Genomic DNA, 25,397 nt, shown 5'->3' with positions numbered 1-25,397 from the left:
CCAAGGGCCGACGTACCGCCGTGCCTCCCCTTGGAACCCCTCCGACGCCCCAACAGCGGAATACTTTGCTAAACAACTAGCGTAAACCTCGATACCTGCCGAATGCTCGTCCCTCCGCGCGGCAGCCCTCGACATCCATGTCTCGGGTCGAGGTCTACCATTGCTAGTAATTTAGCAAACCGCTGACATGGGAAAAGGTTAAATCCGCCCTACTCACTTCTATAGCGAGGTCACATCAAGGAATGAACCTAATACAAAGAGCAATCAAGCAATTAAATAAAAACTAGAACGGAGCATAAACTCTGCTTGGAAAAATGCTGAATAAATCTAACCTGCGCTGCTATTGCTATCATGAATGATAGCAAAGCGAAGTGGCACATGGATGTGCCTTCTGAGCGATAGCTTATCGCAGGTTAAATTTAAGAAGATTACATTTTTCAGCAGCTCCGAGGGTTTCCAAAGGGAGGCCGGAGGCAGTCTCCCTTTGGGTGTCGTCGCCACCGCGACAATTTTACTAATTAAACGTCACCGCCCCCTTTAATTATTTAATGAGAATATAAAGTAATATTAGAAAGTATTTAACAAGAACAAATCAAACGATCTGATCCCATTGATTGCCATAGAATACGAATGAGACGCATGTGTCACCGACCCCTTTATTTCTATCAAGCAATTAAATAAAAACTAGAACGGAGCATAAACTCTGCTTGGAAAAATGTCTGAATGAATAATCAATATCAGCTATTGCTGGCAGGACGCCTGCAAAGTGAAGTAGCGCATGGATGTGCTATCTGAACGTTAGCTCGAATATTGATGATGAATGAAGAACAACATTTTTCAGCAGCTCCGAGAGTTTCCAAAGGGAGGCCGGAGGCAGTCTCCCTTTGGGTGTCGTCGCCACCGCGACAATTTTACTAATTAAACGTCATCGCCCCCTTTAATTCTAATAATGATAATAAATATCAAATGTCACCGACCCCTTTAATTTCAAATGTCACCGACCCCTTTAATTCCCCTGAGATGGGGATTGGTTAAAACTGCACATCTCGTTTCGATAGCGAGGTCACATCAAGAAATGAACCTAATACAAAGAGCAATCTAGCAATTAAATAAAAACTAGAACGAAGCATAAACTCTGCTTGGAAAAATGCTGAATAAATAGAACCTGCGCTGCTATTGCTATCATGGATGATAGCAAAGCGAAGTGGCACATGGATGTGCCTTCTGAGTGATAGCTTATCGCAGGTTAAATTTAAGAAGAATACATTTTTCAGCAGCTCCGAGGGTTTCCAAAGGGAGGCCGGAGGCAGTCTCCCTTTGGGTGTCGTCGCCACCGCGACAATACAATTATGAGAAGAAACCAATACTATAAAGGGTTTATTTTTAAGTGATAACAATTACCAACTGTCACCGACCCCTTTAATTAAATAAAGATTAGAAAGTTTTTTTCTAATAACGATAATAAATATCAAATGTCACCGCCCCCTTTAATTCATCTTTGTGTTATATTTTCATAAAAATCAAGTATAAAGGAATAATTCAATATGACATTTGAATGGAATAAAATGAAATTGTATTGGAGTAAATTTAAGGAGTATCGCGTATTTTCTCCTTATAAAAGCTTTTTCCAGTTAGGTATTGTTTGGCTCACTTTTTCAATAATTCTTATTACTTCAATAATTTTAATATTCGGAGTTACAACAACAGAAAAATATACTGGCTGTATGTCTGCTACTTGTTTTGAAACCTTCATTACAAGCTATAAATTACCTTTAGGTGTACTATCACTATTAATCCCATTTGGTGCGATTTACGCTGCCCAACACCGTTCAGAACAAACCATAGCACAAATTAAGGCAAGTAAAGGGCATAATAGTTTTGTTAATTATTACAAGCACCTTGAAGAATTCAATGGCATGTTAAAAGATGAAAACATTGATAAAGAGTTTGTAAGTATTAGAAAGCTACATAAAATGTTATTTCCAAATTCCAAAGATGGCTCATACCGTATTGATGAAAATCTAATTAAAAACTTAATAGTCGCCTTACAAAAAATTCATCAAACGCTTATGGAATTAGAACGATTTGTAGATTCGTTAAAAAATAGTGAATTCACAGAAAATGAATACACAGATAAGTCATTTAACCTTATATTGGTTACATATGAAACATTACTAAATATTAGAAATAGTTTTAAATTCAATGACACTGAATATTCCCTCGTCTCGTTAAAAGAGAAGCTTAAAAAAAATGAAGTTAACATTGTTCAGGTTATCTATGAAATAAAAACAACTTTAAATTGCTTGGAAAAAGTACTTTCTTTTGATGAAGAATTCGACATGCCTGATGTATTAACAAAATTGACCAAATTAGACTGGGATCCAAAAGATAACAAAGCATTATCTATTGATAACCCAATAAAAATAAAACTTAGCAATATATAAATAAATAGATGGGAGCTATATACTCATCAAACAAACTTCTTTTTGAATACATAAAAAAACCCGCATTCTCTATTAGAAAATGCGGGTTTTTATTAAGAATAACAGTTTGCAATCAAAAGCTGATTACCAACCCGTTTTCTCTTTAAGTGCTACACCGATATCCGCTAAAGAACGAACCGTTTTAACACCTGCAGCTTCAAGAGCAGCAAATTTCTCGTCAGCTGTACCTTTACCACCAGCGATAATTGCTCCAGCATGACCCATACGCTTACCAGCAGGTGCAGTAACACCAGCAATGTAAGATACAACGGGCTTAGTAACGTTAGCTTTGATGTATTCAGCCGCTTCTTCTTCAGCCGTACCACCAATTTCACCAATCATGACGATTGCTTCAGTTTGTGGATCGTTTTGGAACATTTCTAAAACGTCGATGAAGTTAGTACCTGGGATAGGGTCACCACCAATACCTACACAAGTAGATTGGCCGAAACCAGCGTCAGTTGTTTGTTTAACGGCTTCGTACGTAAGCGTACCAGAACGTGAAACAATACCAACTTTACCTGGTAAGTGAATGTGACCTGGCATGATACCAATTTTAGTTTCGCCTGGCGTGATAACACCTGGGCAGTTAGGACCGATCATACGAACGCCTGTTTGCTCAAGTTTTACTTTAACGTCAACCATATCTAAAGTTGGAATACCTTCAGTGATAGTTACGATAAGTTCAATACCTGCGTCGATAGCTTCTAAAATAGCGTCTTTACAGAACGGAGCTGGAACGTAGATAACGGTCGCTGTTGCGCCAGTTGCTTCTACCGCTTCACGTACTGTGTTAAATACTGGCAGGCCTAAATGCGTTTGACCGCCTTTACCTGGGCTTACGCCACCAACCATTTGCGTACCGTACTCAAGTGCTTGCTCTGAGTGGAATGTACCTTGACCACCCGTGAAACCTTGACAGATTACTTTAGTATCTTTGTTAATTAATACAGACATTATTTGCCCTCCGCAGCTGCAACAACTTTTTGTGCTGCGTCAGTTAATGATTCAGCAGCGATGATGTTTACATCAGAGCTTGCTAATACTGCACGACCTGCTTCAGCGTTAGTACCTTCTAAACGTACAACTACTGGCACTTCAACGCCTACTTCTTTAACAGCAGCGATAATACCTTCAGCGATCATGTCACAACGAACGATACCACCAAAGATGTTAACTAAAACAGCTTTTACATTGTCGTCAGAAAGGATGATTTTGAATGCTTCTGCAACACGTTCTTTCGTTGCTCCGCCACCAACATCTAAGAAGTTAGCTGGCTTACCACCGTGTAAATTAACGATATCCATTGTACCCATTGCTAGGCCGGCACCGTTAACCATACAACCAACGTTTCCGTCTAAAGCAACGTAGTTTAATTCCCACTGTGCAGCATGTGCTTCACGCTCATCTTCTTGAGATGGATCGTGCATAGTACGGATTTTAGGTTGACGGTATAAAGCGTTACCATCGATACCAATTTTACCGTCTAAACAGTGAAGGTTACCTTCATCAGTAATAACTAATGGGTTGATTTCTAATAAAGCGAAATCAAAATCGTTGAACATGTTCGCAAGACCCATAAAGATCTTAACAAATTGCTTCATTTGAGTTGGGTTTAAACCCAATTTGAAACCTAATTCACGTGCTTGGTATGCTTGAGGACCCACTAATGGATCGATTTCAGCTTTGTGAATTAACTCAGGAGTTTCTTCAGCAACAGTTTCAATTTCAACACCACCTTCTGTAGATGCCATAAATACAACTTTACGTGTACCACGGTCTACAACAGCACCTAGGTATAATTCGTTAGCGATATCTGTACAGCTTTCTACTAAAATTTTAGAAACTGGTTGTCCGTTCTCATCTGTTTGATAAGTTACTAAGTTCTTACCTAACCAGTTTTGAGCGAAATCTTTAATTTCTTGTTTAGTTTTTACTAGCTTAACACCGCCAGCCTTACCGCGGCCACCAGCGTGAACTTGAGTTTTAACAACCCACATATCGCCGCCAATTTTATCAGCAGCTTCAGCAGCTTCTTGAGGAGTGTCGCAAGCGAACCCTTCAGAAACTGGTAAACCATATTCAGCGAATAATTGTTTCGCTTGGTACTCATGCAAATTCATGGTGTTTTATCCATTTATCTGTAGATGAAAATGGCAGACTTTTGCAAAAATTCATTTACAAAGAGACCACCATCGAAAAAAGTCGACCGATTATAGTACAAAAGCTCTAGAGAACAAAGTCTTTAGAGCTAATACTATAGTCTAGTTCATGGTTTTTTTTATTTAATCTAGTAATATTTGTTATAAGTGTTGAAAATAGCGATGAAATAGATATCGAAATAAGACTATTTTGTACAAAAATATAGTCAGTTACGACGAATATGCCGTTAAGAATAGTTGTCAGCTTTGAAGTGATTTTTGCGGCATTATCATGAGTACCACAGACAAAATTTTCAACACTTAAAGTCGATACCCTAAGGATAACCATAAAAAATTGACAAAAAAAACCGCACTATATTAGTACGGTTTTTATTAATATAACCTTGAGTAAAGTTATATTTTAATACTTAAATATCAAGCAATAAGCGTGTTGGATCTTCAAGTAATTCTTTAATAGTCACTAAGAAACCTACAGACTCTTTACCATCAATTAAACGGTGATCGTAAGATAGTGCTAAGTACATCATAGGTAAAATTTCAACTTTTCCATCAACGGCCATTGGGCGGTCTTGGATTTTGTGCATTCCTAAAATACCTGCTTGAGGTAAGTTTAGGATAGGCGTAGAAATTAAAGAACCAAAAACACCACCGTTAGTAATAGTGAAGTTACCACCTTGCATTTCGTCCATGGTTAATTTGCCATCGCGACCTTTAATCGCCAAATCACGAATACCATTTTCGATACCAGCCATGCTTAGTTGGTCAGCATCACGAAGTACAGGAGTTACTAAACCACGTGGCGTTGAAACTGCAATAGATACGTCAAAAAAGTTGTGATAAACAATATCATCACCATCGATTGACGCATTCACTGCTGGGTAACGTTTTAACGCTTCAGTTACCGCTTTAACGTAGAAAGACATAAAACCTAAACGGGTATCATGTGTTTTCTCAAAAACGTCTTTGTATTGCTTACGTAAATCCATGATTGGCTTCATGTTAACTTCGTTAAACGTGGTTAACATAGCGGTAGAATTTTTCGCTTCAAGTAAACGAGTCGCTATTGTTTTACGTAAACGAGTCATCGGCACACGTTTTTGTGAACGTTCACCTAAGTCTTGTGCTACTGGTGCTTTTGCAGCAGGAGCTTTACTTGCAGGTGTAGAAGGTTTGTTAGCTGCAGCTTCAACGTCTTCTTTTGAAATACGTCCACCTTTGCCAGTACCAACAACATCACTTGCTGATAAGCCTTTTTCTGTCATTAAACGACGTACTGATGGGCTTGCTAATTCATCGCTGCTAATAGCTTCTTCTTTCGATTGAGTAGGAGCCGCTGCTTTTGCACCTGCGTTAAGTTCACCGATTTTTTGGTCACCTAATACTGTGTCGCCTTCAGCATGGATAATTTTACCAATTACGCCATTATCTTGTGCGACCACTTCTAAAACGACTTTATCTGTTTCAATATCCACTAAGTTTTGATCAACAGAGACTGTATCGCCTTCAGCAACATGCCATGCAGCTACCGTTGCATCAGCCACTGACTCAGGTAAAACAGGTACAACAATGTCGATTACCTTACCTTCAGAAGCGCTCGAAGATTCAGTTGCCGCGGCTGGTTCAGATTTTTCAGATGAAGATGCTTCTGCTTCACCTTCACTTAAAATTGCAATCACTTGCTCACCTAATACGGTGGCGCCTTCTTCTTGTGATATTTCAGTAATAACGCCGTCAGAAGTAGCCGGTACTTCTAATACAACTTTATCTGTCTCAATATCCACTAATACTTGATCACGAGATACTTTATCGCCTACTTGTACATGCCAAGTAGCTACGGTTGCGTCAGCAACTGATTCAGGTAAAACGGGAACCTTAATTTCGGTTGTCATTTAATTTTTTCCTTCACTTACAAAACTAGTCTATTCAACATTGAGCGCGTCATGGACTAGCGCTTGTTGCTCTTTAACATGAACTGACATATAACCAACAGCAGGTGCTGCAGAAGCCTTGCGGCCAGCATATGTCAAATAAGTACCTTCAGGTATTGCCGCTCTAAAATGATGCTGTGAACAATACCACGCACCTTGGTTTTGCGGTTCTTCCTGACACCAGACAAATTGCTTCACATGTTGATATTTAGCTAATTCAACTTGCAGCTCTTCTTCTGGGAATGGGTATAGCTGTTCGATTCGAATGATGGCGATATTATTTTGCTCATTCTTACGACGTTGCTCTAACAGTTCGTAGTAAACTTTACCACTACAAAATACCACGCGATCAACACTTTTAGGATCAATCTCATCAACTTCACCAATAACATTATGAAAGACACCTGTTGAAAGTTCTTCAAGTGAAGAAACAGCCAACGGATGACGTAATAATGATTTTGGAGACATAACCACAAGCGGACGACGCATTGGACGAATCACTTGTCGACGCAACATATTAAATACTTGCGCAGGCGTTGATGGCACACAAACTTGCATGTTGTGATCAGCACACAATTGTAAGAATCGTTCTAGTCGAGCAGACGAATGCTCAGGACCTTGACCTTCGTAGCCATGTGGTAACAACATAGTTAAGCCACATAAACGCCCCCACTTTTGCTCCCCTGAACTAACAAACTGATCAAAGACCACTTGGGCACAATTGGCAAAATCACCAAATTGAGCTTCCCAAATTGTTAAGCCAGCAGGTTCTGCTGTCGTATAACCATATTCAAATGCCATAACAGACACTTCAGATAATACTGAGTCGTGAACATCAAATGGCCCTTGCCCTTCACGAATGTTTTGTAAAGGTAAATACTTGCTTGCATCTTCTTGGTTATGTAACACCGCATGACGATGGAAGAAAGTACCGCGTCCAGAGTCTTGTCCGGTAATACGTACCCGTTGACCTGAATCAACCACGGAAGCATACGCTAAGTTCTCAGCCATCCCCCAATCAAGTAATTTCTCACCCGAAGCCATTTTTACACGGTCGTCATAAATTTTCTTAACCCGACTATGAACCTGATGAGACTCAGGGTAAGTTGAAATTTTAGCAGCAAGCTCTTTTAGCTTCTCAACTGAAATCTCTTTCTCGTAGTCATCATCCCAGTTGTGTCCGATATAAGGAGTCCAATCTACAGAATGCTCTGTCATTGGTCGCCATTGTTCAACAGTACACTGACCTTCATCAAGCAGTTTACGGTAATAAGCGGTTAACTCATTAGACTTATCCGTTTTAATCGAACCTTCAGAGTTCAATTTATCCGCATACAACTGACGAGGGGTTGGGTGTTTTTTAACTTTTTTATACATTAACGGTTGAGTTGCACTAGGCTCATCAGCTTCGTTATGTCCGTGACGGCGGTAACAAACTAAGTCAATAACCACATCACGTTTAAATTCATTTCGGTAATCAAGCGCTATTTGTGTCGCTAAAATAACGGCTTCTGGGTCATCACCATTGACATGAAGAATCGGTGCAGACACCATTTTGGCAATTTCAGTACAATATTCACCACTGCGAGTATCTTCTGAATTAGAGGTAGTAAAACCAACTTGGTTATTGACGACTACACGAATAGTACCGCCGACTTTAAATGCTCGCGCTTGAGACATGTTAAAGGTTTCTTGTACCACACCTTGACCCGCAATCGCCGAGTCACCATGGATAGTAATTGGTAAAACAATATCACCTTGCTCACAACCACGTCTGTCTTGACGTGCTCGAACAGAGCCAATAACAACAGGGTTAACAATTTCAAGATGCGAAGGGTTAAATGCTAGCGCTAAGTGAACATTGCCACCTGGTGTGACAAAATCTGACGAGTAACCTTGGTGATATTTCACATCGCCTGATGATAAAATTTCATCATGTTTGCCACCGAATTCATCAAATAATTTTGATGGATTCTTACCCATAACATTAACCAGTACATTTAGGCGGCCACGGTGGGCCATACCAATAACGACTTCTTTAGTACCATGAGAGCCAGCGCGCGTAATTAACTCTTTCAGCATAGGAATGAGTGAATCGCCACCTTCTAAAGAGAATCGTTTGGCTCCTGGAAATTTAGCACCAAGATATTTTTCAAGACCGTCTGCAGCAATTAAACCTTTTAAGATTTCTTCTTTTTCAGCCGTAGTTAATTGTGCTTGTGACTGAACAGATTCAAGACGATTTTGTAACCAACGTTTTTCTTCAGTAGAAGTAATATGCATGTACTCTGCACCAATCGCGCCACAATACGTTGCTTTAAGTGATTTATATAAATCACCTAACTTCATGGTGTCTTCTGCAACGGCAAAAGAACCTACGTTGAATTCTTTATCAAAATCATTTTCTGATAACTCATGATGCGATAATTGCAAGTCACGCACTTTATCACGTTGCCATAACCCTAATGGATCAAGGTTAGCATTTTGATGGCCGCGAAAACGAAAAGCATTTATTAACTGTAGGACTTTAACTTGTTTTGCATCTCCTCCTGCTGAAACAACGACCGTTTTTTGGTTTTGTTTAGCAAGCTCTTTAAATTCATCACGAATTTCAGAGTGGCGATACTCTACATCAGCACCTTCAATTTTTGGAAGCTGTTGAAATACTTCTCGCCATTCTGCAGACACAGATTGCGAGTTATCTAGATATGATTCGTACAATTCTTCAATATAAGTAGCGTTAGCGCCACTTAAATGGGAAGACTCTATCCAAGCCTTCATTACACCTTCTGGCATTGCCTGTTCCTTTGTGGGATAAAAGCAACAAAAAGTTTAATAATTATCAAAAACTTTTCAATTAGACTATCGGCTAATTTATTCAATCAACGACAATTATTCCGGTTATAAAACAGCAAAGTAAACATATACTTTGCTGTTAGAGTTTTTATACTGCGCGTGAAAGTAACATCGACTTTATATGGCCGATAGCTTTCGTTGGGTTTAATCCTTTTGGACAAACATCTACACAGTTCATAATACCGTGACAGCGAAATACACTGTAGGCATCTTGTAAATCATCAAGTCTTTCTTCTGTTGCTGTATCACGGCTATCAATTAAAAAACGATAAGCATGTAATAAACCAGCAGGACCTACAAATTTATCAGGGTTCCACCAGAAAGAAGGACAAGACGTTGAACAACACGCACATAAAATACATTCGTAAAGGCCGTCTAATTTTTCACGATCTTCAATCGACTGTAAATGTTCGCGAGCGGGTACATTTTTTCCATCGTTGATTAAGTATGGCTTAATTTTTTCATATTGATTATAGAACTGAGTCATATCAATAATTAAATCACGAACGACAGGTAAGCCTGGTAATGGACGTAACACAATTGTTTTCGCTTTAAGCTCAGACAAAGGTGTAATACACGCTAAACCATTTTTACCATTCATGTTTAAACCATCAGAACCACAAACCCCTTCGCGGCATGAACGACGGAAAGATAACGTTGAATCTTGTTCTTTTAACAAAATTAACGCATCTAACACCATCATATCAGAGCCTTCAGGAATTTCTAACTCGTATTCCTTCATGTAAGGTTTATCGTCTACATCAGGATTATATCGGTAAATTGAAAATATCTGTTTCATCATTTATTCCTACAATAATTCCTTAGTAAACTCGTGCTTTCGGTGGGAAAGCATCACGGTGAATAGGTTCCATATTCACACCACGTTTTGTCATATCTTCAGTATCTGGAGAATAGATAGAGTGGCATAACCAGTTTTCATCATCACGTTCTGTGAAATCTTGACGAGCATGCGCTCCACGAGACTCAGTACGGAAGTTAGCAGCTTTAGCAGAACAAAAAGCTGTTTCCATTAGATTGTCTAATTCTAAACATTCAATACGCTGCGTATTAAATTCAGAAGACTTGTCATCTAATTTAGCATTTTGTAGACGTTCACGAATTTCCGTTAATTCTTTCATGCCTTGCGCCATTGCTTCACCTTCACGGAATACCGAGAAGTTAAGCTGCATACATTGCTGTAAGTCTTTACGAATCTGTACTGGATCTTCACCTGTTGTTGATGATTCCCAACGATTAGTACGGGCTAGCGAGGCTTCTAAATCTGACTCTGAAGCTTCTTTGCCAAACTCAGTATCGTTTAAGTAAGTTCCTAAGAAATTACCAGCTGCGCGACCAAATACCACTAAATCAAGCAGTGAATTACCACCTAAGCGGTTTGCACCATGCACAGATACACAAGCGATTTCACCGACGGCAAATAAACCTTCTACAATAGTTTCTGACCCATCAGCTGCAACATTTATGGCTTGACCGTTAACATTACAAGGCACACCACCCATTTGATAATGACATGTTGGAATAACAGGAATAGGCTCTTCAGCCGGATCAACATGAGCAAATGTTTTAGATAAATCACAAACACCTGGTAAACGTTTTTCTAGCGTTTCACGGCCTAAGTGATCAAGTTTAAGCTTAATGTGTGGACCCCAAGGACCGTCACAACCACGACCTTCGCGGATTTCTGTCATCATTGAACGAGCGACAACGTCACGACCAGCAAGATCTTTCGCGTTTGGCGCATAACGTTCCATGAAACGTTCGCCATCTTTATTTAATAAGTAACCGCCTTCACCACGACAACCTTCAGTAACAAGTACACCAGCACCAGCAATACCTGTCGGGTGGAATTGCCACATTTCCATGTCTTGCATTTGCACACCAGCACGAAGCGACATACCAACACCGTCACCGGTATTAATGTGAGCATTCGTTGTTGAAGCAAAGATACGACCCGCACCACCCGTAGCAAGTACGGTTGCACGCGCTTTAAAGTAAACAATTTCGCCAGTTTCAATACAAATCGCCGTTGTACCTACTACCGCACCATCACTGTTTTTAACTAAATCTAATGCATACCATTCTGAATATACGTTAGTTTTGTTTTTCACATTTTGTTGATACAAACAATGTAGTAAAGCATGACCAGTACGGTCAGCTGCAGCTGCAGTACGTGCGGCTTGCTCACCACCAAAGTTTTTAGATTGACCACCAAATGGACGTTGGTACACCTTACCGTTTTCAAAACGGGAAAATGGTAGTCCCATTTTTTCTAATTCAATGATCGATTCAGGACCCGTTTTACACATATACTCGATTGCGTCTTGATCACCAATGTAATCAGAACCTTTTACGGTATCGTACATGTGTTGTTCCCAGTGATCTTCATGGGCATTACCTAAAGCGACGGTAATACCACCTTGAGCAGATACTGTATGAGAACGAGTAGGGAAAACTTTAGAAATCAAAGCACAAGATTTGCCTGATTCTGAAATTGCTAATGCGGCGCGCATACCTGCACCACCTGCGCCAATTACGATGGCGTCAAATTCACGAACTGGAACGCTCACTTACACACCCCACACTGTTAATAGGCCCATTACTAAATAACCAAGTAATGTAACGGCAAAAATAAATTGTAAAGCACCACGTAAAAACGCAGGTTTTATATAATCAGACAAGACTTGCCAAATACCTATCCAGGCATGCACAAGTAATGAAAAAAGGGCTAATATAGTGAAAACTTTGGTACAAAGGCCTGAGAAAAAGCCTTGCCAAACATCATAAGTAACTTCGTTAGTTGTTACAAAGAAACCTAGAATATAGAAAGTGTACAAAGCAAGAATGATTGCACTCGTTCTAATAAGAATAAAGTCATGTACGCCACTACGGCCTACTGTTGCTGCATTGTTTACCATAAGTTAACTCCTACAACGATGGTTAAAACTAACCATAAGGCAATAACTAACTTGGCACTGGCGTTACCAGAAGCAAGTTCCTCAAAATGCCCTAAATCCATCAACAAATGACGTATACCGCCAAGAACATGATAAATGAGCGCTGAGATAATACCGATGATAATCAAAGTAAAGAACCAGCCATCAAGTAATGATTTTACTTGAGCAAAGCCTTCAGCTGATGATAAAGATAAAGAAAGAGTCCACAACAAGATACCAATAGCAAATACCATAATCACACCAGAAATACGGTGCAAAATAGATACGTTTGCTGCTGGATGCATTTTTATTGTAGTCAGGTCTAGGTTTACAGGACGTTGTTTTTTCACGATTGTGCCTAAGAGCTCATAGAGCCTTCAACTTTTTTTTATTGTCACTCAATTAATTAATATTAATACGAGCAACCCCCCAACGATCTTAGTCAATATTTTCAAACTTTCATAAAATTTGAGTAAATGATGTTAGATCACCTAGATTATATAGCCGATGATTTTTAATTACAATTTACTTAACCGACAAATTTACCGTTATTTATAAGGGCTTATGACTATTTTTTGACCTATAACAAATAAACTTATGACTTTAGTCTAATCTTATAATAATTGAATTGACTTTAGGGGGGGATCTTGAAGTAGAATACTGCGCAGTTTTATATTCATAAAAACTGATTAACTTTTCATTTTTAAAACGAAAAGATTTTTCAGAAAACGAATTTGATAGAATTTGATAGGGGTAAAACATATGGCTGATTCAAAAGCCTCTCTTAGTATTGATGGAAAAGTAATTGCCGAGTTGCCGATACTTTCTGGTACAGCGGGTAATGACGTAATAGATATTCGTACATTAGGTGGTGCAGGCTATTTCACATATGATCCGGGCTTTTTAGCTACGGCTTCTTGTGAATCAGCAATTACATTTATTGATGGCGGTAAAGGTGTTTTACAACATCGTGGTTACCCAATCGACAGCTTAGCAAAACAAGCGGACTATTTAGAAGTTTGTTATATCCTTCTAAATGGCGAAGCGCCAAGCAAATCACAGTATGACGAGTTTTCAAAAATCATCACTAACCATACAATGGTTCATGAAAAACTTGCACATTTCTTCCACGGTTTCTTACCTGATGCTCACCCAATGGCGATGCTTTGTGGCGTTGTGGGCGCTATGTCTTCATTTTATCATAGTGATTTAGACATTAACGCGGCAGATCAGCGTATGCGTAGTGCACATCGCTTAATTGCTAAAATGCCTACAATTGCTGCTATGGCGTATAAATACAGCATAGGTCAACCGTTCGTATATCCGCGTAATGACTTAACTTACGCAGAGAACTTCTTGCACATGATGTTCTCAGTACCAGCTGAAGAATATGTGGTAAGCCCTACAGTTGCTCGCGCAATGGATAGAATCTTCACTCTTCACGCTGACCACGAACAAAATGCATCAACATCAACGGTACGTTTAGCCGGTTCTTCAGGTGCAAACCCATACGCATGTATTGCTGCGGGTGTCGCATCACTATGGGGCCCTGCACACGGTGGTGCAAACGAAGCTTGTTTAACCATGCTTGAAGAAATTGGCTCGTTAGACCGTGTTGATGAATTCGTTGCTAAAGCAAAAGATAAAGCGGACCCGTTCCGTTTAATGGGCTTTGGTCATCGTGTTTATAAAAATTTCGATCCTCGCGCAACGGTTATGCGTGAAACTTGTCATGAAGTATTACAAGAGTTAGGTATTGAAGATCCGTTACTAGACGTAGCAATGGCTCTTGAAAAAGTAGCCCTTGAAGATCCTTATTTCATTGAGAAGAAACTTTATCCAAATGTAGACTTCTACTCAGGCATCATCTTAAAAGCAATTGGTATTCCTACGAATATGTTTACGGTAATTTTTGCGATGTCTCGTACAGTAGGTTGGATTTCTCACTGGGATGAGATGTTAGGTCAACCTGGTCAGAAGATTGGTCGTCCTCGTCAAAACTACGTTGGTGAAGTAAATCGCGAATTTACACCACTTAAAGACAGATAATAATCAATAATCTTTCTTTTAAAAGGCAGCGTTTAGCTGCCTTTTTTACACGCTAATTTTGTATTATTCCAATAAAATTCAATCTAATAAAAGACAGTTTCAAACAATCGATTGAACTAATTACTCAAATAATTATTCATTTTGTATACAGAATACAACGGTTATTTTTTATCTAAAAACAAGCTTCATCGCAGTAAAATTTAACTTAATCGTGACCCGTTAATAAACATGTAATACATTAAAAATTTGCCTTACACATCACATTTTAAACCTATGGATAAAGTCGTTAATCCTTATTTACTTATTAATATTTTCTACTTTATTGCAACATTGTTACTTAGCCATAACTACGCGCTTTGGCAAGCTTCTATGTGACTTATTACTAGATCTCTAAGTCATTCAAGCTCATTTACTTAAGTTCGTAGTGATAAATTAACGGTTAAAATAATATCATGAACCGTATAAGCCTCAAATTTGCCAACAATTTTGTTTTTTTATCGCGTTTATCAGAACTACGCGTGTTTAGTTTTAAACTTATTTGTGCAAATTGGCGACAATAAAACAATAATCTGTGATTATTCGAGGTAATTTAGCTATAAACATCGATGAAAAACCAAGTTTTATAGAGTACTTTGCTATGGCTTAGCATTATTGGTAATAGAAAAACTCATTTTTGGTTAATATTTTCCATCAAAACACCTACCTAAATACAATAGAGCATACTTACCAATCAGTATAAATCGGTAACAACCAGTAATAAATTAGATTGAATACGTCTTAAAATTCACAAATATCACTTAAATAGCTCAAGGCTTTTGCCAACAAAATACGTTTATGCCGTGTTTATCAGTACGAGATCCGCATACTTTTCTAAGAATTAACATGAATTGTGCTAAAAAGTACGCTTAATAACATAGATAAACCGAAAAACAGGTATTATAATGCGCCATCAAAAACTTCCAACATGTGTTTATGTCTGAATATCAATTAAGATTTGGCGGTATCTCCCGTCTTTACGGTCAAACAGGTGCTAACATAATACAACAATCTCATTTTTGTGTTATTGGTATAGGTGGCGTAGGTTCATGGGCTGCTGAAGCATTAGCGCGCAGTGGCGTGGGAGAAATCACCTTAATTGATCTTGATGATATTTGTACTACTAATATAAATCGTCAAATTCATGCACTTACCAATACCGTGGGTGAAAGCAAAGTTGAAGTTATGGCGGCACGGATCAAACAAATTAACCCGGAATGCCAGCTTCATGTGATTGAGGATTTTGTTACGGCTGAGAATTTACGTGAATTAATGTCAATAGGGTTTGACTATGTTATTGATGCGATTGACTCCGTCAAAATTAAAACCGCTTTAATTGCTCATTGTAAACGCAATAAAATACCTTTGATAACCATAGGTGGCGCCGGCGGACAAACAGATCCAAGCAAAATTCAACTTACAGATTTAAGTCAAACCTATCAAGATCCGTTACTTTCAAAAGTAAGAAATCAATTACGAAGAGAGTATAATTTTTCTCGAAACACCAAGCGAAAATTTGGCATTGATGCAGTATTTTCCTCAGAACAATTGATGTATCCAGATGAATCAGGTGAAGTTTGTCATGCGAAACAATCACAAGAAGGCGCGATGCGATTAGATTGTAGCGGTGGCTTTGGTGCAGCAACACATGTAACGGCTAGTTTTGCTTTTTTTGCGGTGAGTAAAGCACTGAGTAAATTAATCAAAAAGAACAGTGCTAGCTCTCGTTAAACAATCAAAAGTTCATAAAATTATTTCAAGCGAATCATCATCACGCGTTAAGAAACAGCTTGTTTAATTTTTTTCACAATTGCTAGTAAGCCATTGCCACGTGAAGGGCTTAAATGCTGAATAAGCCCTAATTCTTGAAAGTATTGGTCAATATCAAAAGCTAAAATTTGTTCTGCTGATTTATTATTAAATGCCGCTAAAACGATCACCATTAAGCCACGAATAATCTTTGCATCACTATCAGCAGAAAACGTAAAAACTCCCGTTGATGACGGAATAACCGTTAACCACGCAGCACTTTCACAACCGGTAATTAATGTTTCATCTGTTCGCAACTCTTTTGACATTCGAGGTAAAGTTTTTCCTAACAACATAATTTCACGGTGCTTAGCATCCCAACTTTTCACTTGCGTAAATTTATCTAATAAAAGCTGTGTTTCATTCTCTTTCGTCTTTAATTTATCGACGCAAATCATATTATCCGTATCTGACGTTATGCCTATATAACGTTTTAGCGACGCAATAAAGTAGTCAATTTCGGCTAGCGAATTATAAGACGCTAATGACACACGAATACAACCAGGTACAGATAAAAACTCCATTAGAGGCATAGCACAGTGGTGCCCTACTCGCACAGCAATCCCCTCGGCATCTAAATAACTTCCGATGTCTTTTTGATGGTGACCGGCAATAATAAATGAAAACAAGGGAATATCAGGTTTTCCTTCGGCTAAAAGTTGCACTTCTTCGATCAAAGATAATTGCTGATAACAATAATCGTTTAAATTTTGTTTATGTTCATCAGCTTGATTCAAGGCAAATTGATGAATAAAATCAATGGCTGATGAAAAGGCGATAACTCCTGCAATATTAGGAGTTCCCGCTTCAAACTTAAACGGTAATTCATGGAAACTAGTGCCGGTAAAACTGACACTTTTAATCATTTCACCACCCGTTTGGTAAACAGGCATCGCATTTAATACTTCGGCTTTGCCGTATAAAACACCGACACCTGTGGGGCCATACATTTTATGTGCTGAAAACACATAAAAGTCGCAATCTAGCTTTTGTACATTCACAGGAATATTTGCAATAGCTTGCGCGCCATCAATTAAGGTTTTAGCACCAACCGTTTTGGCACATGCGATGATCTTTTCTAAAGGGTTGATTTTGCCAATCACATTTGAAATATGCGAACAACAGACTAATTTGGTGTTTTTGGTAATAATTCGAGTAATTTTATCAACGTCAATTATTCCGGTTTTATCAAGCGGGAGAACCTTTATCTTAGCCCCTGTTTTTTCAGCAACCATTTGCCAAGGTACTATATTGGCATGGTGTTCGGCATAAGATAAAACGATCTCATCGTCACAAGTAAGGTTATTCATGCCCCAAGATTGGGCAACTAAATTAATGCTTTCAGTGGTACCTTTTGTCCAAATGATTTCATGGGCATGTCTTGCATGAAGTAAATGCTGAACGTTATTGCGAGCTGATTCAAAAGCACTCGTTGCTTGTGCACTTAATTGGTGAGCGGCTCGATGAACATTGGCATTGAATTGTTGATAATATTCTTTTTCTGTCTTTATCACGATCTCAGGTTTCTGGGTCGTGGCTCCATTATCAAAATATACCAATGCTTTTTCGTTTACTTTTTCGAAAAGTATTGGGAAATTAGCTCTAAAATTTACTAGCTCAATGGAATTCATAAGAGATAAAAAAAAATATTAAAAAATAATATTCAATTATATCCTAATTAATTCAATGAGATCTGTTTAAAACGCCTTTTATTCCCATATTTATATTGGGTGTATCCACATTTGATCGTCTATAATAGTGCTAACGTAATAACGAGGTGAGATGTATGGCCTTATTTTCATGGTTTAACGGTAGTAAAAAAGCCACGTCCTTAACAGTTAAAAATGATCATATTGACGAAAAAATATCTTCATTTAATGCCAGCACCATGTGGCCAACCGCTAAGGTAAGAAGAAATATCATTGTTAAACAACAGCAAATGATAGATGCGATCAAAAACAAAGAAACCACAATTCCACCCTCCTCTCATACTGAGGCAGAAGAAAGCACTAATCGCTAGATTTTAATGCGCGCGATTTAGTGCTTTTTCTATATTTCGATGAAAGCTTGGCATTAAAAATTTTCGAGTTTCTTTTTCTAATAAGCGTTGATATAGCGCAGGAAATTTCAGTTCGAAATAATTCAACGATGTACGTTTAGTAAGCGGCTTATAGGCTTGTATATTATTGGTGAGATCAGATGAAGCTTTTTGACAAGTATCACTTTTAAATACGCCTACTTCACCCTGAAAAGCTTTTGGTGTTCCAAGTAACCATGCGTTGTCTTGTTTGGTTAATATTGGCGTTTCACTTTTTATAAAAGCGCGCCAAGGCAATTGCATTAATACTTTATTACGAATTTCCTGTTTATCGCCATGGTATACTTTTGGTAGCACTGCGATATTGTGTGCGAACGTTTTATCCTGTGGTTTTAAACAACGACTATGATTTTTAGGTAAACTGTATTCATCAATAAACCCCAACAAATGAGCGAGTTCATGCGCAAATACAGCCACCGTATCTTTATTATCTAAATATAAAATCCCGTTATGAACTTTCGCTCCACCATTAGGCACCATCACACCAATATAGCGTGTATCTATCTGATTTTTATAAGAATGCCAAACCGCTTCATTACAAGTAATCGCTTCATCCTTATCATGGCTACAGCCAAGCGTCGGTAAAGGAATATACCTTGCCGGTGTAAAACAAATATATTTTGACAGAGGACGCAGTTTCACTTGCTTAATTAATCCGGTGATATAACGCAGGTCATGTAGGTTAGTGGCATAAAATTGTAAACTGGTCTCACAAGCTTTTATCTCACTTGCAGGAAAATCAACATCGCTTAAATGCTTATGCGTAGCAATATTATGCTCTAGTTTATCTTGAGTAAAAACCTGATACTTGTTCAATTCATCAAGTAAGTCATGATGTTGATTTAACTGGGATAGTTCAGCCGTAAAATGAGTTGCTTCGACTATATCTCCCTCCAACAAAGCAATATGAATTAATAACACTAAACTACTTTCAATGCTGTCATTCGCTTTTACCGATAAAATAGGAGTTAAAACCGCTTTAGCTTGTTGATAATTTTGTTGTTGATAATACAGTGACGCTAAAGTATGCCTCGCGTTATCTAGGCCATACTTAATGGCTTGTTGATACCAAAATATTGCTTTGACTCGTTTTTTTTCTTTCAAATAGTAGTCTGCAATTTCTATGGTAAGTTGTGGTGATTCATCAAGCAAAGCAACAGAGTTTTTCAACCAAACAGCCGAGCCTACAATGGCATTTCTACGCTGATGATGAAAATAAGCAGATAACGTTAATGATTTACTTACTGACAAAACGGCCTTGTTTTGCGTATCGTGATCTAATAAATACGTTAAAAACCTCGGTAAAAAAAATGAGCTTACTGTTATAAATAACACTAAACTCATTAAATAGAACCATTGCTTAGTCATGCTTTTGCACACTCACTAATTGGTTACAGGCTCTTGTAGCACTTCTTGACGCATTAAATCTAATTCTAACTTTGCATATCGATGCTCTACAAATTCATAAACATTAGTACTTAAGGCTAATTTATAAAAATTTGCTGCAGCACGTCTATTGCCTTTTAGTAAGCTTAATTTTCCTAAATAAAAATATGCTTCACATAAACGTTCACTAAACTCTTTATTCGAGCGTACATTGACTGTGATATCTTGTAGAAATTTAGCTTGATCGATTTCACCACTATATAAGTTAACAATACTTTTTGCCCACACATCGTCTGATATATTGTTAGCACGTTGTTGAAGTTTTTTTAATGCATCTTCACTATCAACATCTTGTTCTATTAAGTAAAGCCATAACAAACGATAAGGGTCTGTGACTTTTTGCTGATAAAACAAAGCTAAGTCATCTACAGCTAATAACGAACGTTCGCCATAATATAACGCTATGCCACGGTTTAAATGAGCATATTCATGATCAGGTTCAAGATCTAAAGCAGAATCAAACGCTTCATACGCTTCATCAAACTCTTGTAATTGCGTGTAATGAATGCCCAAAAAGTTATAGGCATCAACCATGTCAGGCTTTAAATGCAATGCACGGTTGAAATCTAATCGAGCCAAAGAACGCAAACCGACACTATCGTAAATCACGCCTCTATCATAAAAAAGTTGAGCACGTTGCTCATCGGTCACTTCCGCCCTTTGAATAACTTCCGTTAAACGCGCAAGTGCCACTTCACTTTTATAATTAACAGGGAGAGGTTCGGCGATCACTAACTGATTAATCATCGATTGAGATTTTTGCCCTGTTAAACTACAGCCCTGAACAAGAATAACGGTGATAATGACGAGTGACTTAAATAATAATTTCACGAAAAAATATAAACCTTAAAATGAATAACCCATCGATTATACCTCAGCACTTTAAAATTGCGAGATGCAACACCGGATATATTCATGCATTTACACTGCTTTTTTAGAATATTTCAAAAAAATAGTGCTGCTTGAAGACAACCTAAAGTACAGCACAAAAAAAACCAGTGACGAATCACTGGTTTTTAGGGGATTTTTAGCGTTTATGTTCAGCGCTAAAGATGATTACTCAGCGGCAGGCGTTTCTTCGCTTTCTGCTGGAGTAGCCGATTCAGCTGGCTTTTCAATCGCTTCTTTAATACTTAAACGTACACGGCCTTGACGGTCAACTTCAAGTACTTTAACAGTAACTTCTTGACCTTCAGACAATACGTCAGTAACAGCATTCACACGTTCTTCAGAGATTTGAGAAATGTGAACTAAACCGTCTTTACCCGGAAGTACATTAACAAAAGCACCAAAATCAACGATACGTACCACTTTACCTTGGTAAATAGTCCCTACTTCAATTTCAGCGGTTAATGCAGTAATGCGTGCGATTGCATCTTTTGCTTGTTCGCCGTCAGTTGCAGCAATTTTAACCGTACCATCGTCTTCAATTTCAATGGTTGTGCCCGTTTCTTCGGTAAGTTGACGAATCGTAGCGCCACCTTTACCGATAATGTCACGGATTTTATCTTGATTTACTTTCATCGTATGAATACGAGGTGCAAATTCAGAAATCTCTTCACGGTGAGCATTAATTGCTTCGTCCATCACGCTTAAAATGTGAGTACGAGCAGCACGCGCTTGATTTAATGCAATTTGCATAATTTCTTGCGTGATACCTTCAATTTTAATATCCATCTGAAGTGCAGTAATACCTTCAGTTGTACCCGCTACTTTAAAGTCCATATCACCTAAGTGATCTTCATCACCTAAAATGTCAGAAAGAACAACGAAGTCATCACCTTCTTTAACAAGGCCCATGGCAATACCAGCAACAGAAGACTTAATTGGTACACCAGCATCCATCAATGCTAATGAAGTACCACAAACAGAAGCCATTGAAGATGAACCGTTTGATTCTGTAATTTCAGAAACAACACGAACGGCATACGGGAATTCTTCAGCAGAAGGCATAACCGCTAACATACCGCGTTTCGCTAAACGACCGTGACCAATTTCACGACGCTTTGGAGAGCCAACAAAACCAGTTTCACCAACACAGTATGGAGGGAAGTTATAGTGCAACATAAAGTTGTCAGTTTTTTCACCCATAATAGTGTCTAAACGTTGTGCGTCACGCTGTGTACCTAAAGTAGCTGTCACTAATGCTTGCGTTTCACCACGTGTAAATACAGCAGAACCGTGAGTTCTTGGTAAAACACCTGTCATTACGTCTAACGCACGGATCATTTCAGGATCACGACCATCAATACGTGGTGAACCTTGTGTGATACGACCACGAACAACAGTTTTCTCTAAGTCATGGAACAAGTCTTTTGCTTCTTGTACGTTTAATTCTTCGTCAGCTTCTAATAACTGCTCGATAACAGCATTGCGAATTTCAGCAATTTTTTCGTAACGTACTGCTTTTTCAGTAATTTGGTAAGCTTCGTTAACTTGAGCTTCTGAAAGCTCAGCAATTTTAGCTACTAACTCAGCATTTTTAACTGGCGCTTCCCATTCCCATTTAGCATTACCAACTTCTTCAGCCATTTCTTTAATTGCTGTGATAGCTGTTTGCATTTGCTCGTGACCGTATACAACAGCACCAAGCATTACTTCTTCAGAAAGAACGTCAGCTTCAGACTCAACCATTAATACCGCTGAATCAGTACCAGAAACGACTAAGTCTAATTGAGACGTTTCTAATTCAGACTGTAATGGGTTAAGTAAATATTTACCGTCAGAGTAACCAACGCGAGCCGCACCAACTGGACCACTAAATGGCATACCAGAAATAGCTAATGCCGCAGAAGTACCTAATAATGAGATGATGTCTGGAGAAATTTCAGGGTTAGCTGAAACAACAGTAATAATGACTTGAACTTCGTTAGTAAACCCTTCTGGGAATAATGGACGAATTGGACGGTCAATTAAACGTGCGATTAACGTTTCTTCTTCAGAAGGACGACCTTCACGCTTGAAAAAACCACCTGGAATTTTACCCGCTGCATAAGTACGTTCTTGATAGTTAACTGTTAAAGGGAAAAAGTCTTGCCCTTCTTTTGCTTCTTTTTTACCAACAACAGACACTAATACTGACGTGTCGTCCATGCTAGCCATAACAGCACACGTTGCTTGACGTGCGATTGCACCGGTTTCTAAAGTTACGGTATGGTTACCGAACTCAAATGTTTTTGTAACAGTATTGAACATTTAATGTTCCTTATATTTTGATTTTTCTAAAAATTAATCAATCTGTACAATTATTTATTCACTAAAAGCCAACTATTTATTCACTAAAAGCCAACAAGGTGTAACGCTTAAAGTTGAACAAAAAATTATACAGTTTGATTGATTAGCTCAATTTTTATTTCGCGAATAGATAAAACGCGTTTAATCGGTTCACTTAACAAAATTTTGCACGCACATTATACGCACACCATAGGTTATTACTAGCATTTATCTGCAAGAAAATTGGTAATTTTTGAAAAGTAGCGGCTTCTTTTCATCTAATTATTGTTAATGGCTGGCAGAACAAAGGCTAAGCGAAATCACTTTAATAAATCCACCGAGTAAGTTAATGTGCATTACCAGAATAATTTAACGTGTAATATTCGTTATTCTTTACTTAGTTATTGAAACATCGACAAATTTTATCCATGAAAAAAAACATTTACCTAGTAAATATGCCCTATTCTTCGCTCACTCATCCTTCGCTAGCGTTAGGGCTTATTGAAAAATATATTTTAGCTTATGGTCATCAATCGGAGGTGATTTACGCCAATTTAGCATTTGCCAAGATCATTGGCTTAGCTCAATACGATGTTATCGATAGTTCCTATTTCGAACAATTAATTGGGGAATGGACTTTTTCTCGCGCCGCTTTTCCAGAAAAAATACCGCTAGACCATGAGTTTTTTGCTTTATTCTCTGACATCACTCCTACACTAATCGAACAACTTAAACAGGTAAGAGAAGAAGCCGAACTTTATATCAAAAATTTAAGTCAAGAAATTATCCAACATCAACCAAAAATTGTTGCATGTACTTCCACGTTTCAACAAAACTGCGCGTCATTAGCGCTACTTCGTGAAATAAAAAAACAATCACCAAGTACAATAACCATATTAGGCGGAGCAAATTGCGAAAGCATTATGGGGCAAACCATTAGCGAAAACTTCAACTGGGTTGATTATGTTTTCTCTGGCGAGTGTGACGCAGTTATTGGCGAATTTGTTGATAAAATAATGAATGATGAACCGATAGGCGTGCATAACCTACCTCATGGTTTTATTGCCCAAGGCCATAGTGATTTATTAATTACTCAATCAGCGAAAAAAAACACCCCTCCCCGCGGTTTTATCGAAGATATGAGTCAGGTAGGTGTGCCTATTTATGATAGTTATTTTCAATCACTCTCAGATCTGAATTTAAGTGACAATATTTCAGCGGGTTTATTGATCGAAACCTCCCGTGGTTGTTGGTGGGGAGCAAAAAAACATTGCACATTCTGTGGATTAAACGGTGTTAGCATGGAGCATCGGGCGAAGAAACCAGAAGACGTATTAGCAGAATTTGAGCAACTTTCTTCTACTTATCACAATAACAAATTTGAAGTTGTTGATAATATTTTACCGATGGAATACATGAAAACAGTACTGCCTGAACTCAGTAAAAATCAAGACTACAACATTTTTTATGAAACTAAATCGAATTTAAAAAAAGAACATATCGAACAATTAGCTAACTCAGGTATAAAATGGATCCAGCCAGGTTTCGAGAGCTTGCATGATGGTTTTCTCAAACTCATCGATAAAGGTGTTACCGGCATACAAAACATTTCAGCATTAAAATATTGCAGGAACTCAGGGATTGTGGTGATATGGAACTTATTGTTCGCAGCCCCTTTTGAAGAGTCAGATTGGTATGATGAAATGGCTGAAATTCTGCCATTAATTTCTCATCTACAGCCACCGAATAAAGAGTTATGCCAAATACGCTTCCCGCGGTTTAGTCCCTATTTTAAAACGCCCCAAAAATATGGCTTAATATTAGAACCTTTAAAAAGTTATCAATATATTTATCCATTAGAAGGGAAAGAATTATTTGATATAGCGTACTTTTTTGATCATATTTCAACAAAAACAACTAAAGTATTTCATTTGTCTGAGAAACCAAATCATGTAATTCCTGCACATCAACGATTACAGGAACAGTTAAACGATTGGGTAAACCAATGGCAACAATCTTCAATGCCATTACTGTATATGAGTGACCAAGGTGATAAGTTAGTTATTATAGATACCAGAAAAGTTGCCACTAATTTCACTCACCAATTAACGGGAATGAGTGCGGATATTTACCGCTTATGCCAAGAGCCTATCACGAAAAATCGACTGTTGAAAAAACTGGAAGCCAAGAGAAAAATTGAAAGTCTAGAGCAAATTGAAAGCAACTTAACGTCATTAATCAACGATAAGCTATTATTATCGTTAAGTAACTGCTATTTATCGTTAGCTTTAATGGGTAATACGCCAGCGTTACCTGATTATAAAAATAGACCAGCAGGACACTTAAATATCTCAACGCATTAA

At 38.1% G+C, this 25,397-nt stretch carries 18 protein-coding genes; 5 read left to right on the top strand and 13 right to left on the bottom strand.

Features of this window, described 5'->3' with window-relative positions; all coding sequences use genetic code 11:
* Nucleotides 1-1,031 precede the first annotated feature (1,031 nt).
* Nucleotides 1,032-1,211 carry a hypothetical protein gene (locus RM573_RS13065; RefSeq protein ID WP_311582784.1) on the bottom strand — a complete coding sequence of 60 codons (180 nt, stop codon included), beginning with the start codon at nt 1,209-1,211 and terminating at the stop codon, nt 1,032-1,034.
* A gap of 333 nt (nt 1,212-1,544) precedes the next feature.
* Between RM573_RS13065 and RM573_RS13060 the strand changes: the two genes are divergently transcribed.
* On the top strand, nt 1,545-2,444 hold the full coding sequence (locus RM573_RS13060) for a hypothetical protein (RefSeq protein WP_311582780.1): 900 nt from the start codon (nt 1,545-1,547) through the stop codon (nt 2,442-2,444).
* 123 nt (nt 2,445-2,567) lie between these two features.
* On the opposite strand, the gene sucD is transcribed toward RM573_RS13060, so the two are convergent.
* The 8 genes from sucD to sdhC all read right to left on the bottom strand — a co-directional run bounded on the left by sucD (nt 2,568) and on the right by sdhC (nt 12,733).
* The gene (sucD, locus tag RM573_RS13055) at nt 2,568-3,440 is read right to left on the bottom strand and encodes a succinate--CoA ligase subunit alpha (RefSeq protein WP_303451779.1); all 873 of its coding nucleotides are present in this window, start codon (nt 3,438-3,440) and stop codon (nt 2,568-2,570) included.
* Nucleotides 3,440-4,606 carry an ADP-forming succinate--CoA ligase subunit beta gene (gene sucC / locus RM573_RS13050; RefSeq protein WP_311582775.1) on the bottom strand — a complete coding sequence of 389 codons (1,167 nt, stop codon included), beginning with the start codon at nt 4,604-4,606 and terminating at the stop codon, nt 3,440-3,442. The genes sucD and sucC overlap by 1 nt, the downstream gene beginning before the upstream one ends.
* Before the next feature lie 446 nt (nt 4,607-5,052).
* The gene (gene odhB / locus RM573_RS13045) at nt 5,053-6,534 is read right to left on the bottom strand and encodes a 2-oxoglutarate dehydrogenase complex dihydrolipoyllysine-residue succinyltransferase (RefSeq protein ID WP_311582772.1); all 1,482 of its coding nucleotides are present in this window, start codon (nt 6,532-6,534) and stop codon (nt 5,053-5,055) included.
* Nucleotides 6,535-6,564: 30 nt separating this feature from the next.
* A complete protein-coding gene (locus tag RM573_RS13040) occupies nt 6,565-9,369 on the bottom strand; it encodes a 2-oxoglutarate dehydrogenase E1 component (protein ID WP_311582769.1) in 2,805 nt (934 codons plus the stop codon).
* A 148-nt stretch (nt 9,370-9,517) separates the two neighbouring features.
* The gene (locus tag RM573_RS13035) at nt 9,518-10,228 is read right to left on the bottom strand and encodes a succinate dehydrogenase iron-sulfur subunit (RefSeq protein ID WP_311582766.1); all 711 of its coding nucleotides are present in this window, start codon (nt 10,226-10,228) and stop codon (nt 9,518-9,520) included.
* 22 nt (nt 10,229-10,250) lie between these two features.
* On the bottom strand, nt 10,251-12,017 hold the full coding sequence (gene sdhA / locus RM573_RS13030; RefSeq protein WP_311582763.1) for a succinate dehydrogenase flavoprotein subunit: 1,767 nt from the start codon (nt 12,015-12,017) through the stop codon (nt 10,251-10,253).
* Nucleotides 12,018-12,365, bottom strand: coding sequence for a succinate dehydrogenase, hydrophobic membrane anchor protein (gene sdhD / locus RM573_RS13025; RefSeq protein ID WP_303451769.1), 348 nt, complete (start codon nt 12,363-12,365; stop codon nt 12,018-12,020). It abuts the gene before it with no gap.
* Nucleotides 12,359-12,733 carry a succinate dehydrogenase, cytochrome b556 subunit gene (gene sdhC / locus RM573_RS13020; RefSeq protein ID WP_311582758.1) on the bottom strand — a complete coding sequence of 125 codons (375 nt, stop codon included), beginning with the start codon at nt 12,731-12,733 and terminating at the stop codon, nt 12,359-12,361. The genes sdhD and sdhC overlap by 7 nt, the downstream gene beginning before the upstream one ends.
* Before the next feature lie 412 nt (nt 12,734-13,145).
* Here sdhC and RM573_RS13015 point away from each other — a divergent pair, with 412 nt between their 5' ends.
* Nucleotides 13,146-14,432: a citrate synthase gene (locus RM573_RS13015; protein WP_311582755.1), complete on the top strand. Its 1,287-nt coding sequence runs from the start codon at nt 13,146-13,148 to the stop codon at nt 14,430-14,432.
* Between the two features lie 972 nt (nt 14,433-15,404).
* A complete protein-coding gene (tcdA, locus tag RM573_RS13010; RefSeq protein WP_311582752.1) occupies nt 15,405-16,199 on the top strand; it encodes a tRNA cyclic N6-threonylcarbamoyladenosine(37) synthase TcdA in 795 nt (264 codons plus the stop codon).
* 47 nt (nt 16,200-16,246) lie between these two features.
* On the opposite strand, the gene RM573_RS13005 is transcribed toward tcdA, so the two are convergent.
* Nucleotides 16,247-17,908, bottom strand: a complete 1,662-nt coding sequence (locus RM573_RS13005; protein ID WP_311582750.1) for a SufS family cysteine desulfurase — start codon at nt 17,906-17,908, stop codon at nt 16,247-16,249.
* 155 nt (nt 17,909-18,063) lie between these two features.
* Here RM573_RS13005 and RM573_RS13000 point away from each other — a divergent pair, with 155 nt between their 5' ends.
* Nucleotides 18,064-18,297 (top strand): hypothetical protein, encoded by a 234-nt coding sequence (locus RM573_RS13000; protein WP_311582748.1) that lies wholly within the window; start codon nt 18,064-18,066, stop codon nt 18,295-18,297.
* A gap of 3 nt (nt 18,298-18,300) precedes the next feature.
* Here the strand turns inward: RM573_RS13000 and RM573_RS12995 are convergent, their stop codons facing one another.
* The 3 genes from RM573_RS12995 to pnp all read right to left on the bottom strand — a co-directional run bounded on the left by RM573_RS12995 (nt 18,301) and on the right by pnp (nt 23,016).
* A complete protein-coding gene (locus tag RM573_RS12995; RefSeq protein WP_311582745.1) occupies nt 18,301-19,743 on the bottom strand; it encodes a hypothetical protein in 1,443 nt (480 codons plus the stop codon).
* Between the two features lie 15 nt (nt 19,744-19,758).
* Complete coding sequence (nlpI, locus tag RM573_RS12990) at nt 19,759-20,652, bottom strand: lipoprotein NlpI (RefSeq protein WP_311582742.1); 894 nt, start codon at nt 20,650-20,652, stop codon at nt 19,759-19,761.
* 225 nt (nt 20,653-20,877) lie between these two features.
* On the bottom strand, nt 20,878-23,016 hold the full coding sequence (gene pnp, locus RM573_RS12985) for a polyribonucleotide nucleotidyltransferase (RefSeq protein ID WP_311582739.1): 2,139 nt from the start codon (nt 23,014-23,016) through the stop codon (nt 20,878-20,880).
* Nucleotides 23,017-23,462: 446 nt separating this feature from the next.
* On the opposite strand from pnp, the gene RM573_RS12980 reads away from it, so the two are divergent.
* Complete coding sequence (locus RM573_RS12980) at nt 23,463-25,397, top strand: RiPP maturation radical SAM C-methyltransferase (RefSeq protein ID WP_311582736.1); 1,935 nt, start codon at nt 23,463-23,465, stop codon at nt 25,395-25,397.

It is taken from the genome of Thalassotalea castellviae (genome assembly GCF_031846185.1).
Taxonomy (GTDB): Bacteria; Pseudomonadota; Gammaproteobacteria; order Enterobacterales; family Alteromonadaceae; genus Thalassotalea_H; species Thalassotalea_H castellviae.
The sequence above is the reverse complement of the archived record's forward strand: the minus strand, read 5'-3'. Positions and strand labels throughout refer to the sequence as shown.

Excerpts from the sequence above, each read along its gene's own strand:
- RM573_RS13060 (WP_311582780.1), top strand. The coding sequence starts at position 1,545 with ATGACATTTGAATGGAATAAAATGAAATTGTATTGGAGTAAATTTAAG.
- sucD (WP_303451779.1), bottom strand. The coding sequence starts at position 3,440 with ATGTCTGTATTAATTAACAAAGATACTAAAGTAATCTGTCAAGGTTTC.
- sucC (WP_311582775.1), bottom strand. The coding sequence starts at position 4,606 with ATGAATTTGCATGAGTACCAAGCGAAACAATTATTCGCTGAATATGGT.
- odhB (WP_311582772.1), bottom strand. The coding sequence starts at position 6,534 with ATGACAACCGAAATTAAGGTTCCCGTTTTACCTGAATCAGTTGCTGAC.
- RM573_RS13040 (WP_311582769.1), bottom strand. The coding sequence starts at position 9,369 with ATGCCAGAAGGTGTAATGAAGGCTTGGATAGAGTCTTCCCATTTAAGT.
- RM573_RS13035 (WP_311582766.1), bottom strand. The coding sequence starts at position 10,228 with ATGAAACAGATATTTTCAATTTACCGATATAATCCTGATGTAGACGAT.
- sdhD (WP_303451769.1), bottom strand. The coding sequence starts at position 12,365 with ATGGTAAACAATGCAGCAACAGTAGGCCGTAGTGGCGTACATGACTTT.
- RM573_RS13015 (WP_311582755.1), top strand. The coding sequence starts at position 13,146 with ATGGCTGATTCAAAAGCCTCTCTTAGTATTGATGGAAAAGTAATTGCC.
- tcdA (WP_311582752.1), top strand. The coding sequence starts at position 15,405 with ATGTCTGAATATCAATTAAGATTTGGCGGTATCTCCCGTCTTTACGGT.
- RM573_RS13005 (WP_311582750.1), bottom strand. The coding sequence starts at position 17,908 with ATGAATTCCATTGAGCTAGTAAATTTTAGAGCTAATTTCCCAATACTT.
- RM573_RS13000 (WP_311582748.1), top strand. The coding sequence starts at position 18,064 with ATGGCCTTATTTTCATGGTTTAACGGTAGTAAAAAAGCCACGTCCTTA.
- RM573_RS12995 (WP_311582745.1), bottom strand. The coding sequence starts at position 19,743 with ATGACTAAGCAATGGTTCTATTTAATGAGTTTAGTGTTATTTATAACA.
- pnp (WP_311582739.1), bottom strand. The coding sequence starts at position 23,016 with ATGTTCAATACTGTTACAAAAACATTTGAGTTCGGTAACCATACCGTA.
- RM573_RS12980 (WP_311582736.1), top strand. The coding sequence starts at position 23,463 with ATGAAAAAAAACATTTACCTAGTAAATATGCCCTATTCTTCGCTCACT.